This window comes from Roseateles sp., assembly GCF_965229315.1.
Classification (GTDB): Bacteria; Pseudomonadota; Gammaproteobacteria; order Burkholderiales; family Burkholderiaceae_C; genus Pelomonas.
Genome location: NZ_CBDDJA010000002.1, coordinates 1,798,894 through 1,811,728 on the forward strand (window position 1 = coordinate 1,798,894; position 12,835 = coordinate 1,811,728).

A 12,835-nucleotide genomic window follows, 5' to 3' on the forward strand; every position below is an offset into this window, starting at 1 on the left:
GTCCACCTGAATGAGGGAGGGGGCTCAGACGCACTTGGGCAGGCCGGCCACTCGCTGGTTGACATAGCAGCTGCGGGCGCGGCCGGTGACGGCGATCACCTGCCGGACGGTCGGACCATTGTCGAGGCTGAGGTCGATGCTGCCCGTCGGCGTGACCAGCCCCTGGCCACGCTGAAACTGCAGGGTCTCGACGTTGCTGCTGATCCGCACCGGCTGGCTCGCCGGCAACCAGCCGGCCTTGATGATCTGGCTGGACGACGTGCTGCACCGGGCCCGTCCGCCGCTGCAGTCGCAATCGTTCTTGGCGCCCGTGTGAAGCACGTAGCAGGCTTGTGCGCCTCGGCCGCTGACGCGCACGAACACGGCGCTGTTCAGCCGGACGGCTTCACCACGGGCGAAGCGAATGTCCGAAGCGAGGGACATGGCCTCGGCGCGAAGCTTCTGCTCCTGCTGCAGCTTGGTCATGGCCGGCACCGCCTGACCGAGCAACGCAGCGCCGATGCCAACGCTGGCGCACAGTTCGACCAAGGTGAAACCCAGCTGGGCACGGCGGGCAGAGGTGGTGCGGTTCATGACGCTTCCCTGGGTTCGTTGGGGATGAACGAACTTTAGGAAGCGGCCCCTGCGGCGTCTTTCCCCCTTAAGGCGGGGCGAAGAGGGGGGAGGGCGGCTGGCATCCCCCACGCATCCCTCCGAAGGGGGTGGGGTCAACCCGGATCAGATCTCGCGGATCAACTGCCGGAACTCGTCGACGTCCTCAAAACTGCGGTAGACGGACGCGAAGCGGACGTAGGCGACCTTGTCGATGCGCTTGAGCTCGCGCATGACAAGCTCCCCCAGCCGCGTGGAGGCAATCTCGCGCGCCCCGCTGCCGAGCAGCTTTTCCTCGATGCGGGTGATGGCCGCGTCGATCTGCTCGACGCTGACCGGTCGCTTGCGCAACGCCAGCTGCATGGAGGCCCGGAGCTTGGCAGGGTCGAAATCTGCCCGCCGCCCATCCTTCTTGACGACGGAGGGCATGGCGATGTCGGCCCGCTCGTAGGTCGTGAACCGCTTGTCGCACGACAGGCAGCGCCGCCGGCGCCGGACGACGTCGCCCTCGTCCGATTCCCGGGTCTCGGAGACCTGGGTTTCGGTGTGGGAGCAGAACGGGCAGCGCACGGCGGGGGCGGACTAACCGTCGATCAACTGCGGATCAGCCGCGGTAGACCGGGAAGGCGGCCGTCAGCGCGGCGACCTTCTCGCGCACCGCGGCCAGGTTGGCCTCGTCATGCGGCTTGTCCAGCACGTCGGCGATCAGGTGGGCCGTGGCGCGCACCTGCTCCTCCTTGAAACCGCGCGTCGTCATGGCCGGCGTGCCCAGGCGGATGCCGCTGGTGACCATGGGCTTTTGCGGGTCGTTGGGGATGCCGTTCTTGTTGCAGGTCATGTGGGCGGCGCCCAGGATGGCCTCGGCTTCCTTGCCGGTCAGGTTCTTGGGGCGCAGGTCCACGAGCATGACGTGGCTCTCGGTGCCGCCGGAGACGATGCGCAGGCCGCGCTCGATCAGCGTGTCGGCCAGCACCTTGGCGTTCTTCACCACTTGTTCCTGGTAGGCCTTGAACTCGGGCGTCAGCGCTTCCTTGAAGGCCACGGCCTTGCCGGCGATGACGTGCATCAGCGGGCCGCCCTGGATGCCGGGGAAGATGGCCGAGTTGATCTTCTTGGCGATGTCTTCCTTGTTCGTCAGGATGATGCCGCCGCGCGGGCCGCGCAGGCTTTTGTGCGTGGTGGACGTGACCACGTCGGCGTGCGGCAGCGGGTTGGGGTAGACGCCCGCGGCGATCAGGCCGGCGTAGTGGGCCATGTCCACCATGAAGTAGGCGCCGATCTCCTTGGCGATGCGGCCGAAGCGTTCGAAGTCGATGCGCAGCGAGTAGGCGGACGCGCCGGCGATGATGAGCTTGGGCTTCTTCTCGCGGGCGAGGGCCTCCATCGCGTCGTAGTCGATGGCTTCGTTCGCGTCCAGGCCGTAGCTGATGACGTTGAACCACTTGCCGCTCATGTTCAGCGGCATGCCGTGCGTCAGGTGGCCGCCTTCGGCCAGGCTCATGCCCATGATGGTGTCGCCGGGCTGCAGCAGCGCGAAGAACACGCCCTGGTTGGCCTGGGAGCCGGAGTTGGGCTGCACGTTGGCGTACTCGGCGCCGAAGAGCTGCTTCAGCCGGTCGATGGCGAGCTGCTCGACGACGTCCACGTACTCGCAGCCGCCGTAGTAGCGCTTGCCGGGGTAGCCCTCGGCGTACTTGTTCGTGAGCTGACTGCCCTGGGCCTGCATGACGGCCGGCGAGGTGTAGTTCTCGCTGGCGATCAGCTCGATGTGGTCTTCCTGGCGGCGGTTCTCGTTCTGGACGGCGGTCCAGAGATCGGGATCGACCAGGGCGAGGGTGGAGGTGGTGCGGTCAAACATGCGGATGTTCCGATGATCAGGCGATGAATCCCCGGCGCGCACGGCTGGCGTGGTGTCCGGGGCTGCCCAGGCGAACGGCTGGCAGCGGTTGCGCTGTCGATGCAGTGCAACCGCCTCACGCTCCCCGGTGGTGGCCCACCTCGGGTCAGCTCGTGACCCTGATCGCCAGTCGCGTGAACAGGCAGTGTAGTTCAGCGCAGCAGCGCGACCTGGGCGGATTCGCCGGACGGCGCCGATGCCGCCTCGCGCAACGGGCGCGCCGTCGCACCCGCGGGAACCACGCGGCCGGAGGCCACGGCCTTGAGCATTTCATGCTCCGCCATCACGCGCGCCGCGTAACCGGTGTCGTCGGCCAGGTTGGCGGCGCCCACGTAGTAGCGCAGCCCCTCTTCCAGGCCACCCGCCCGCTGGATGCACTCCTTGAGCACCTGCACGCCCACGCGCAGGTTGGTCACGGGGTCAAACGCGGCCAGCGTGCCCCCGAAGGCCTCGTACTTCTCGTCGTGGACACGGGTCATGACCTGCATCAGCCCCTGGGCGCCCACCGCACTCTGCGCGAACGGGTTGAATCGCGACTCGATGGCGATGATGGCCAGGATCAGCGTCGGCTCGACCTTGGCGCGCTGGCCCACGGCCCAGGACTCCTGCACCAGCCGGCTGACGGGCTCGGGCGCCACGCTGTAGCGGCGCGCCAGCCAATGTGCGACGGCGGCCTGCTGGCGGCTGAGTTCCTTGGGATCCGTGGCGGTGGCACGGCTGATGGCATCCGGCTCGGCGGAGGCCATCAAGGTGTTGCCCTCGGCCTCGGCGCGAGCCTCCTGGCGGGCGTGCAACCATCCCAGCGTGGCGGATTCCAGCTTCTCCCGCAGGCCCGCCTGGCTCGTGAACACCAGCAGCACCGACACCACCGTCAGCCCGACGAGGGCCAGCGTGTTGTGGCTGACCACGAGCAGGCCGTTGCCGATGTCCTGGACGAACAGCGACGCCGAATCCCGCGTGTGGCGAGCCAGGCTGATGAGGTCTTGACGTGTCGTCATGCGACTCCTGTGTGTCGCGGCCCGCCGCGGGCTGCCGGCAAGCGGCGGTCTGCGCGGGGCGACGGTGATAATTTCCCGGCTATTGCTCTGGGCCTGTGGCGCTTCTGCGCCCGGAGGACCCAGCCGAGGCGGGTTCAGTGGAAACCCGAAGCGGCGGATTTTACGGGGCAAAAATAACCCGTCAAGGCTGTTTTGCTACGTCCAAACTACTTTTGGTTATGAAATACAGAGATCTCCGCGACTTCATCGCCGGCCTTGAAGGCCTGGGCGAGCTCAAGCGCGTGCGTGAAAACGTCTCGCCGGTGCTGGAGATGACGGCGCTCAGCGACCGCGTGTTGCGGGCCGGCGGACCGGCGCTGCTGTTCGAGGCGCCGACCGGCTTTTCCACCCCTGCGTTGACGAATCTTTTCGGAACCACACGCCGCGTTGCATTGGGCATGGGCGCTGAGTCTCTGGCCGATTTGCGCGACGTGGGCCGGGTGCTGGCCAGCCTCAAGGAGCCCGATCCGCCCAAGGGCCTGAAGGACGCCGGCAAACTGTTGCAGATGGCCAAGGCGTTGTGGGACATGAAGCCCGCCGTGCAGCGGCGCGCGGCCAGCCAGGAGGAAGTGCTGCAGGGGGGCGACATCGACCTCGGCCGCCTGCCCATCCAGACCTGCTGGCCCGAGGACGCCGCCCCCCTGATCACATGGGGTCTCGTCATCACCCGGGGGCCGACACGCACCCGCCAGAACCTCGGCATCTACCGCCAGCAGGTCATCGCCCCTCGCCAAGTCATCATGCGCTGGCTGGCGCATCGTGGCGGGGCGCTGGACTTTCGCGACTTCGCACTGGCCCACCCGGGCGAGCCATTCCCCATCGCCGTGGCGCTGGGCGCCGACCCGGCCACCATCCTGGGCGCCGTGACGCCGGTGCCGGACTCGCTGTCGGAGTACCAGTTCGCCGGCCTGCTGCGCGGTTCGCGCACGGAGCTGGTCAACGCGGGCGTGGGCCACGGCCAGCCGCTGCAGGTACCGGCCTCGGCCGAGATCGTGCTGGAGGGCCACATCCCGCCCGCGGCACCCGGCTTCACCGGCGTCAGCGCGCACGGCGTGCCGCTGAAGGAAAAGGGCGGCTATCTGCATGCGCTGGAAGGCCCTTTCGGTGACCACACCGGCTATTACAACGAGCAGGACTGGTTCCCGGTCTTCGAGATCGCCCGCCAGACGCAGCGCAGGCAGCCGATCTACCACTCGACCTACACCGGCAAGCCGCCGGACGAACCGGCCATCCTGGGCGTGGCGCTGAACGAAGTGTTCGTGCCCATCCTGCAGAAGCAGTTCCCGGAGATCGTCGACTTCTACCTGCCGCCCGAGGGTTGCAGTTACCGCATGGCCATCGTTGCCATCAAGAAGTCGTACCCGGGCCACGCCAAGCGGCTGATGTTCGGCATCTGGAGCTTCCTGCGCCAGTTCATGTACACCAAGTTCATCGTCGTCGTCGACGACGACATCGACACGCGCAACTGGCAGGAGGTCATCTGGGCGATCACGACGCGAATGGACCCGGTGCGCGACACCACGCTGGTGGACAACACGCCCATCGACTACCTCGATTTCGCCTCGCCCGTCAGCGGGCTGGGCGGCAAGATGGGGCTGGACGCCACCAACAAGTGGCCCGGCGAGACCAGCCGCGAATGGGGCCGAGGCATCAGCCTGCCGCCAGAAGTCAAGACCCGTACCGAGACCTTGTTTGCGCAACTCTTCTTGAACAACCCCGGCGGCTCGCCTACTGTCTGAAGGCCTTTTGAGGCAAACCCTCTGGCGCAATCTTTGCGCGCCAGGAGCCCCTCGGCACATGGCCTTGGAGCCCCAAGGTGGCCTGGCCACCCGACCCCGCCCGGCCGTCAAGCCCGGCGGGGTTTCTCTATGGGGTCGCGCGGTTCAGCGGCCGGCCCACCAGGCCAGCGTTTCGTAGACGTGGTAGCGCACGCGCTCGAAGCCGTCGGTCGACGGACACCAGTCGCTGACGCTCGTGAGCCCGTCGTCCAACAGCCCGGTGGGCGCGGGCAGGATGCGCAGGCCCAGCGGTGCGGCCTCGGCCTCGAAAGCGCGCATCGCCCGCCGCATGTGGGCTTCGTGCGTGACCAGCACGATCTGCTTCACGCCGGCTGCGGCCAGCAGCGGCAGCGTGTGGGCCGCGTTTTCACGCGTGTCGCGCGAACTGCTTTCGGCCCAACGCAGCGGCAGGCCGTAGTCTTCAGCGGCCACGCGGGAGACGATCTCCGCCTCGGGCTGCCGCAGTTCGGTCGCCGTCCAGCCGATGCCGCCCGTGAAGGCCAGCGGCCAGCCGCTGCGCCGGGCGATCCACACGCCATAGGCCAGCCGCCGCGCCGTGATGCGGGTGGGCGCCCCGGCGCCGAACTCCGGAACATGCCGGTTCACGCCGCCGCCCAGCACCAGCACGGCACCGTCGCCGTGCCCCTTCAGGGCATCGACGGCCGCCGGGGACAGCAAGGGCGGTGGGCCGATCGAGCGGCTCAGCAGTTCGCCCACCGCCTCGGTCGCCGACAGCCAGGTGGCGAGCAAGGACACCCCCAGCACCCAGCCGCCCCAGCACCTGCCGCGCTTGAGCCGCCAGCCGCCCCAGGCCGCGAGCAACAGCATCGGCACGGGTGGCAATGCGATGACCAGCAGCAGGGATTTGAAACCGGAATAGTCGAGGGGCAGGCTCACGGCGGTCATCATCGCCGACAACAATAATGCGCACGCCTTGCGACGGCCTGCCTGCGCCCCCATGTCGGGACGTCAATCGTTGCTCATTGAAAGCCTTCCATGTCTGACACGAATCTCGAACGCATCACCCTGGCTGGCGGCTGCTTCTGGTGTCTGGAGGCGGTCTATGAGCGCGTGCGCGGCGTGCACCGCGTCGAGAACGGCTACAGCAACGGCCAGGGCCCCACGCCCACTTACGAAGCCGTCTGCGGCGGCAACACCGGCTTTGCCGAAGTGGTGCGGCTGGATTTCGATCCGGCCGAGGTGTCGCTGCGCGAACTGCTGGAAGTCTTCTTCACCATCCACGACCCCACGACGCTGAACCGCCAGGGCGCCGATGTCGGCACGCAGTACCGCTCCGGCATCTACTGGCATACCGAGGCGCAACGCCAACTGGCCGCCGAAGTGATCACCGAAGCCAACGCGGCCCACGGTGGCCGTGTCGTCACGGAACTGCAGCCCGAGGCCAACTACCACCCCGCCGAGGCCTATCACCAGCACTACTACGCCCGCAACCCCGAGCAGGGCTACTGCGCCTTCGTCGTCGCGGGCAAGGTGGACAAGTTCCTGGCCAGCTTCAAGCGCCTGGTCAAGTGATGCTGGCCTGGCACGGCCTGACCTACCGCTACGCCGACGCGCCTGAAGCGATCTCTTACGCCGACTTCGAACTCGCACCAGGGCAGCATCTGCTGCTGCGTGGGGCCTCGGGGTCGGGCAAGTCGACGTTGCTGGCCCTGCTGTCCGGCCTGCTGCGCGTGCAGCAGGGCACGCTGACGGTGGCGGGCATGTCGCTCGCCGCACTGAGCCCGCGCGCTTTGGACGCCTGGCGCGGCGCGACGCTGGGCGTGGTGCCGCAGCGCCTGCATCTGAGCGACGCGCTGACGGTGGCCGAGAACCTCGCGTTGCCGGCGCTGGCGGCCGGGCAGGGTGCCGATGAAGCCCGCGCCACGGCCCTGCTGATGGCGCTGGGCATTGCGCCACTTGCAAGCCGCAAGCCCCACCAGCTCAGCGTGGGCCAGGCGCAACGCGTCGCGCTGGCGCGTGCGCTGATGCGCCGACCGCGGTTGCTGCTGGCTGATGAACCCAGCGCGAGCCTTGACGATGCGCATACCGCGCAGATGCTTGCGCTGCTGCTGGACGCTGCGGCACGCGAGGGCTGCACGCTGGTCATCGCCAGCCATGACGGCCGTGTCATCGACGCGATGGCGCGGCAGACCAATGTGACCGAGGTGGTGCTGGGCGAGCCCGCCGCGGACCGGGCGACGCCAGCGCCGACCCAGGGGCGGACATGATCCGCCTGGCCTGGCGCTATCTGTGGTCCAACCCGCTGACGGCGGCGCTGAACCTGCTGCTGCTGACGCTGGGGTTCGCGGCCGTCACCTTCGTGCTGCGCACCAGTGCGCAGGTCGAAGCCGGGCTCAAGCGCGACCTCGCCAGCATCGACCTCGTCGTGGGCGCCAAGGGCAGCCCCATGCAGATCATGCTGGCCGGCGTCTTCCACCTGGACGCGCCGACAGGCAACATTCCGCTCAAGACGCTAGACCTGCTGAAGCAGCAGCCGCTCGTCGCGCAGGCCGTGCCGCTGTCACTGGGCGACTCCTTCCACGGCTACCGCATCGCCGGCACGACGCCGGACTACCTCGACCTCTACGGCGCCAAGCTCGGGCAGGGCTCGATGTGGGTCAAACCCATGCAGGCGGTGCTGGGCGCCGAGGTGGCGCGCACCAGCGGGCTCAAGGTCGGCGACCGTTTCGCCGGCAGCCACGGCCTGGCCGAGGGAGGGGGGGCGCATGGCGACCATCAGTTCCAGGTCGTCGGTGTGCTGGCCGATTCCGGCAGCGTGCTGGACCGTCTCGTGCTGGTCGACCTGGCGTCGGTGTGGGCCGTGCACGAAGACCACCATGCTGGCGAGCTGCATGACGAGGCGGACGAGACGCGTGAAATCACGCTGGCGCTGGTGCGCTACCGCAGCCCGCTGGCCGCCGTCATGCTGCCGCGCTGGGTGAATGCGCAGGACGGCCTGCAATCCGCCGCACCGGCGCTGGAAACCGCGCGGCTGATGCGGCTCGTCGGCGCCGGCACCGAGGTGCTGCGCGGCTTCGGCATCGTGCTGTTGGCCGCTGCCGGCTTGTCGGTGTGGGTGGCGCTGCTGCACGCGGTGCGCGCACGCCAGGGCGACCTGGCCATGCTGCGCATGCTGGGCGCGCCGGCCTCGCGCGTGGCCGCGCTGATCGCACTGGAGGCGCTGCTGCTGGCCGGCCTGGCCGCCGTGCTGGGGTTGGCCGCCGGCCACGGCCTTGTCGCGTTGCTGGAGCGGCTGCTCGCCGAGCGGCAGTCGCTGCGCCTGGGCCCGCTGGGTGTCAGCGACGCCGAATGGGGGGTGCCGCTGCTGGCCGGCGGCCTAGCATTGCTGTCGGCCGCCTGGCCGGCGTGGCGGGCCTACCGGCTCGACGTCACGACGCTGCTGCAGGCGCCGCGCTGACGTTGACGACCCAGATCACGCCGAACTTGTCCTTCAGCATGCCGTAGAGCGGCGCCCACGGCGCCGGTACAAGCGGCTGCAGGATGCTGGCGCCTGCGCTGAGCCTGGCCCAACGCGATGTCGCTTCGTCGGCGGTGCTGCAGCCGGCGCAGATGAAGTACGCGTGCTCGCCTGACTGCCAGGCGGTGTCGGTGGGCACGTCGTAGGCCATCACCTGGAAGCCGTCGGCCGCACGCACCTGACCCCACATGACGCGGTCGGCGTCCTGTGGGTCGCGCACGGCGTGGGCATCGCGGTAGGTCATCGCCGTGATTTCTCCGCCGAAGACGGATTGGTAGAACTGCAGGGCTTCGCGCGCCTGCCCGCGCAGGTTGATGTGGGGAACGACGGAAACGGTCATGAGTGGCTTTCTTGGAAGGGATGGAAGCGTCTTCATCGCCCCAGAGGAGGGCGCCCGGCGATGAGTTGACGGCTGCTACTCTAGGCAGCTCTCCTGCCAGTTTTCGGCAGCTGCCGCCCTGACCCATGTCGCGCCCAGAACGCCTGTTCCGCCTGCTCCAAGCCCTGCGCACCCTGCCGTCGCCCGTCACGGCGGCGCAACTGGCGCGCGAGACCGGGGTGTCGGTTCGCTCCATCTACCGCGACATCGAAAGCCTGCGCATGTCCGGCGCCGAGATCGGCGGCGAACGCGGCCTGGGCTATTGCCTCATCGAGGACGGCACGCTGCCGCCGCAGACCTTCACGCGGTTGGAGATCGAGGCGCTGGTGCTGGGCCTGGCCGAGGTGCGACACATCGGCGACCCGGCGTTGGCCAAGGCCGCGGCTTCGGTGCTGGCGAAGGTGGTGGCCACGCTGCCGTCGGTGGGCCAGCAGCACATCCAGCACGCGGTGTCGCAGGTGCACCGCTTCAGCGAGCGCCCGCCGCCTTCGGCAGACATCGAGCTGATCCGGGAAGCCTGCTGGCGCGAAGAGGCACTGGGCCTGCGCTACGTCGATCGCGACGGCGCGGCCACCGATCGCAAGATCTGGCCGCTGGGCCTCGTCTACATCGACCGGTTGCTGGTCTTGCTGGCCTGGTGCCGCCTGCGGCAGGGCTTTCGCATGTTCAGGCTGGAGCGCATGCAGCAGGTGGAGAACCTGGGCGAAACCTTCCGCCCGCGCCGCGCTGCGCTGCTGCGCCAGTACCTGCAGCAGCTCAAATCCCCGTCAGAGGCCTGAAATGCGGCGGCGTCACAATGACGCCCTTGCCGCCTGCACTGCCCCACCACCATGAAGTACTTCGCTGCCGCTGCTCTGCTCGCCACCACCGCCGTCTTCGCACAGACCGCGCCCGGCGTCGGCCAGGGTCCGGGCTATCACGACCCGCGCAGCCCGTTCAAGCCGCTGGAGGAACGCTCGGACATCGTGTCCTGGAAGCTGCTGTCTCAAGTGACGGCCAGGGCCGAGAAGAAGAAGATCATCCCGACCTTCCCCGCCGCCGTGCAGGCGCTGGACCGCAAGACGGTGAAGGTGCAGGGCTTCATGATGCCGCTGGAGGCGGGCGACAAGCAGCAGCATTTCCTGCTGTCGTCGGTGCCGACGACCTGTTCCTTCTGCGTGCCGGCCGGCCCCGAGGGCCTTGTCGAGGTGCGCACGAAGAAGCCGGTGCGCTACACGCTGGAGCCGGTCGTCGTCGAAGGCCAGCTGGCCGTGCTGAACGACGACCCGTACGGCCTGTACTACCGCGTCGAAGACGGCAGCGCCGTCAACTAGGGCGCCAGCCTTTCGCGCAGCCAGCCGCCGGCGTCGAGCCGGTAGCGCAGGCGGTCGTGCAGCCGCGAGCGGCGGCCCTGCCAGAACTCGAAGCGGTCCGGTACCAGCCGGAAGCCACCCCAGTGCGGTGGCCGTGGCGGATTCAGGCCATGCTGCACGGCCGCCTTCGCCGCATTCGCGACCAGCACCGCCCGCGAGCTGATGACGTGGCTCTGCGGCGAGGCCCAGGCGCCCAGGCGCGAGTCCAGCGGGCGGCTCTTGAAGTAGTCGTCCGATTCCTGCACCGAGGTCTTCTCGACGCGGCCTTCGATGCGCACGACACGCTCCATCTCTACCCAGTGGAACTGCAGCGCCGCAAAGGGGTTGATCGCCAGTTCCTCCCCCTTGCGGCTTTCGTAGTTGGTGAACCAGACCATGCCGGACTCGTCGCAGCCCTTGAGCAACACGACGCGTGTGGACGGCCGGCCGTCCGCGCCGACCGTCGCCACGGTCATCGCCGTGGGCTCGGACACGTCGTGTGCGATCGCCTCGTCCATCCAGCGCTGGAACAGCGCCAACGGCTGCGAGGTGGCTTCGGATTCGTCCAGCTCCCCCAGTTCATAACTTTTCCGGAATTCGCTCAGCTTGCTCATGGGCTGAAGTATGCAGACCTTCCCTTAAGTGAACGTCCCAGTTTCAAGCGGGTGGGCACTGGGCATGCTTGTGGCACCGCAGCAAACGGTGCCCGCCGTTGCGCGCAAGGGTTTGGACAAGGACGAAGAACAGATGACGAAACGACGCCCCGCCGTCGTCGTGCTGGCCGCCGGCCGCGGCTCGCGCTTTCGCGGCCCGGGCCACAAGCTGGAGCAGCACCTGGGCGGCCCCGCTGGCGCCGACACCTTGCTGGCCAGCAGCCTGCGCCACGCGCTGGCGACGCAGTTGCCCGTCGTCGTCGTCACCACGCCAGCGCTGGCGGCTGCCGCGCACCGGCTCATCGCCGCCCGGGACGTCGTCACGCTGACGGATCACGACGCCCAGGGCCGGCCGCAGCCCATCGGCATGGGGCACTCCATCGTGGCCGGCGTCAGCGCCACGGGCGATGCGGACGGCTGGCTCATCCTGCCCGCCGACATGCCGCTGGTGCAGCCCGCGACCATCCTGGCCGTCGCCGAAGGGCTGGAGCGGTTTCCCGTCTGCTACGCCCAATACCGCGGCATGCAAGGCCACCCGGTCGGCTTCGGCACCGAGTTGTACTCGGAGTTGATGGCGTTGCAGGGCGACGAGGGCGCGCGCCGCATCGTTGCGCGCTACGCGGCCCAGCCCATCGCGGTCGACGACCCGGGCATCCATGTGGACGTCGACACCGTGGAGGACCTCGCGCGGCTGCGCGAGCGACCCCGCGCCGTCTGACGCGACCGTGTCCCCTCCAGGGACAAGAAACCCCTCCCCCTCAAACGCGGGGGAGAGCGAGGTGTCCTACGAAACTTTTCCCTTATGTTCCGGCTAACCGCTTTTCCAAGCGGCGAAGCGGCATCGGGTGAGGGTGAAGGCTGCGAACACAGTTCCGCGGCGGCTGCCTTTGACGCTCGGAACGGCTTTGCTGGAGCGGTCTGAAAGTGTCGCAACCCTCACCTTCAAACACCCATGACCCACTCCATGCCCAAGACCCTCGAGCCCTCCTCGATCGCCGCTCGCCTCGGCCTGTGCGCCGCAGCGCTCGCTGGGACGGCCGCCACGGCCACCAACGCGAACGCCACGGTCATCACATCGACCACGCCGATCAGCATCCCGAACACGGTGGATGGCGTCTACATCAACTTCCTGACCGGGGGGACCGGTACCAGCTCGTTCAGCGGCTGGGACTTCAATCCCTACGCTGGCGGCAGCCTGCTGTTCTACTGGGGCGGCACCGGCTCGTCGAGCGGCGGCGTTGCCAGCACCACCACCGGCCCTTACATCGATCTGGGCGCCGGTTCGGTGATCTCCAGCGCTTCAATCTTCAGCCTGTCGGCGAACGGTGCCAACAATGAGACGGCAGCCTTCTTGAGTTCCGGGACCCACATCCTGGGCTTCAAGTTCTTGAACGAGGCGACTTCGACGATCAACTACGGTTACCTGTCGATCACGACGACCGGCACCACCGGCTTCCCGGCCGTCATCAATGGCTGGTCGTACGAAAACTCCGGCGGCGCGATCACCGTGTCTGCCGTGCCGGAACCCGAGACTGCCCTGATGTTCTCGCTGGGCGCGCTGGCGCTGGGCGCCGCCCACATGCGCCGCCTGCGCCGCGAGCGCAAGCAGCAGCTGAGCTGATCGCGGGCGCTCATCGCGCCTTGATCCGGGGGCCTGGGACGGCCCCTTTTTGCGTCCTGCTGCCGGCCGC

The 12,835-nt window shown here is 68.4% G+C and carries 15 protein-coding genes and 1 riboswitch; of the genes, 8 read left to right on the forward strand and 7 right to left on the reverse strand.

The window, feature by feature from the left end; translation table 11 throughout:
* Window positions 1-24: 24 nt before the first annotated feature.
* The 4 genes from ACO07H_RS13115 to ACO07H_RS13130 all read right to left on the reverse strand — a co-directional run bounded on the left by ACO07H_RS13115 (window position 25) and on the right by ACO07H_RS13130 (window position 3,486).
* A complete protein-coding gene (locus ACO07H_RS13115) occupies window positions 25-573 on the reverse strand; it encodes a GspH/FimT family pseudopilin (RefSeq protein ID WP_422014787.1) in 549 nt (182 codons plus the stop codon).
* Window positions 574-717: 144 nt separating this feature from the next.
* Window positions 718-1,161 carry a transcriptional regulator NrdR gene (nrdR, locus tag ACO07H_RS13120; protein ID WP_422014789.1) on the reverse strand — a complete coding sequence of 148 codons (444 nt, stop codon included), beginning with the start codon at window positions 1,159-1,161 and terminating at the stop codon, window positions 718-720.
* 34 nt (window positions 1,162-1,195) lie between these two features.
* On the reverse strand, window positions 1,196-2,449 hold the full coding sequence (gene glyA, locus ACO07H_RS13125; protein ID WP_422014791.1) for a serine hydroxymethyltransferase: 1,254 nt from the start codon (window positions 2,447-2,449) through the stop codon (window positions 1,196-1,198).
* A 57-nt stretch (window positions 2,450-2,506) separates the two neighbouring features.
* Window positions 2,507-2,632, reverse strand: a riboswitch (ZMP/ZTP riboswitch).
* A gap of 8 nt (window positions 2,633-2,640) precedes the next feature.
* The gene (locus tag ACO07H_RS13130; RefSeq protein WP_422014793.1) at window positions 2,641-3,486 is read right to left on the reverse strand and encodes a transglycosylase SLT domain-containing protein; all 846 of its coding nucleotides are present in this window, start codon (window positions 3,484-3,486) and stop codon (window positions 2,641-2,643) included.
* Between the two features lie 218 nt (window positions 3,487-3,704).
* On the opposite strand from ACO07H_RS13130, the gene ubiD reads away from it, so the two are divergent.
* On the forward strand, window positions 3,705-5,264 hold the full coding sequence (gene ubiD, locus ACO07H_RS13135) for a 4-hydroxy-3-polyprenylbenzoate decarboxylase (RefSeq protein WP_422014795.1): 1,560 nt from the start codon (window positions 3,705-3,707) through the stop codon (window positions 5,262-5,264).
* A gap of 144 nt (window positions 5,265-5,408) precedes the next feature.
* Here ubiD and ACO07H_RS13140 read toward each other — a convergent pair whose 3' ends face one another.
* Window positions 5,409-6,200 (reverse strand): YdcF family protein, encoded by a 792-nt coding sequence (locus ACO07H_RS13140; RefSeq protein ID WP_422014797.1) that lies wholly within the window; start codon window positions 6,198-6,200, stop codon window positions 5,409-5,411.
* A gap of 99 nt (window positions 6,201-6,299) precedes the next feature.
* Here ACO07H_RS13140 and msrA point away from each other — a divergent pair, with 99 nt between their 5' ends.
* From msrA to ACO07H_RS13155, 3 genes are read left to right on the forward strand one after another with little or no spacing between them, the layout of a single operon-like run.
* A complete protein-coding gene (gene msrA / locus ACO07H_RS13145; RefSeq protein WP_422014799.1) occupies window positions 6,300-6,836 on the forward strand; it encodes a peptide-methionine (S)-S-oxide reductase MsrA in 537 nt (178 codons plus the stop codon).
* The gene (locus ACO07H_RS13150) at window positions 6,836-7,531 is read left to right on the forward strand and encodes an ABC transporter ATP-binding protein (RefSeq protein WP_422014801.1); all 696 of its coding nucleotides are present in this window, start codon (window positions 6,836-6,838) and stop codon (window positions 7,529-7,531) included. Before msrA ends, ACO07H_RS13150 begins: the two co-directional genes overlap by 1 nt.
* A complete protein-coding gene (locus ACO07H_RS13155) occupies window positions 7,528-8,721 on the forward strand; it encodes an ABC transporter permease (RefSeq protein ID WP_422014803.1) in 1,194 nt (397 codons plus the stop codon). The genes ACO07H_RS13150 and ACO07H_RS13155 overlap by 4 nt, the downstream gene beginning before the upstream one ends.
* Here ACO07H_RS13155 and ACO07H_RS13160 read toward each other — a convergent pair.
* Window positions 8,693-9,121 (reverse strand): VOC family protein, encoded by a 429-nt coding sequence (locus ACO07H_RS13160; protein WP_422014805.1) that lies wholly within the window; start codon window positions 9,119-9,121, stop codon window positions 8,693-8,695. The two genes, ACO07H_RS13155 and ACO07H_RS13160, sit on opposite strands and share 29 nt — an antisense overlap.
* A 125-nt stretch (window positions 9,122-9,246) precedes the next feature.
* Between ACO07H_RS13160 and ACO07H_RS13165 the strand changes: the two genes are divergently transcribed.
* Together ACO07H_RS13165 and ACO07H_RS13170 are read left to right on the forward strand one after the other, a co-directional pair.
* Entirely contained in the window at window positions 9,247-9,939 is a 693-nt protein-coding gene (locus ACO07H_RS13165; RefSeq protein WP_422014807.1) for a helix-turn-helix transcriptional regulator, read from the forward strand.
* A gap of 51 nt (window positions 9,940-9,990) precedes the next feature.
* Window positions 9,991-10,473, forward strand: a complete 483-nt coding sequence (locus ACO07H_RS13170) for a DUF3299 domain-containing protein (protein WP_422014809.1) — start codon at window positions 9,991-9,993, stop codon at window positions 10,471-10,473.
* Here ACO07H_RS13170 and pdxH read toward each other — a convergent pair.
* Entirely contained in the window at window positions 10,470-11,105 is a 636-nt protein-coding gene (gene pdxH / locus ACO07H_RS13175) for a pyridoxamine 5'-phosphate oxidase (protein ID WP_422014811.1), read from the reverse strand. The two genes, ACO07H_RS13170 and pdxH, sit on opposite strands and share 4 nt — an antisense overlap.
* Window positions 11,106-11,238: 133 nt before the next feature.
* Between pdxH and ACO07H_RS13180 the strand changes: the two genes are divergently transcribed.
* Both ACO07H_RS13180 and ACO07H_RS13185 read left to right on the forward strand, forming a co-directional pair.
* Entirely contained in the window at window positions 11,239-11,862 is a 624-nt protein-coding gene (locus ACO07H_RS13180) for a nucleotidyltransferase family protein (protein ID WP_422014813.1), read from the forward strand.
* 246 nt (window positions 11,863-12,108) lie between these two features.
* Entirely contained in the window at window positions 12,109-12,765 is a 657-nt protein-coding gene (locus ACO07H_RS13185) for a PEP-CTERM sorting domain-containing protein (protein WP_422014815.1), read from the forward strand.
* Window positions 12,766-12,835 lie beyond the last annotated feature (70 nt).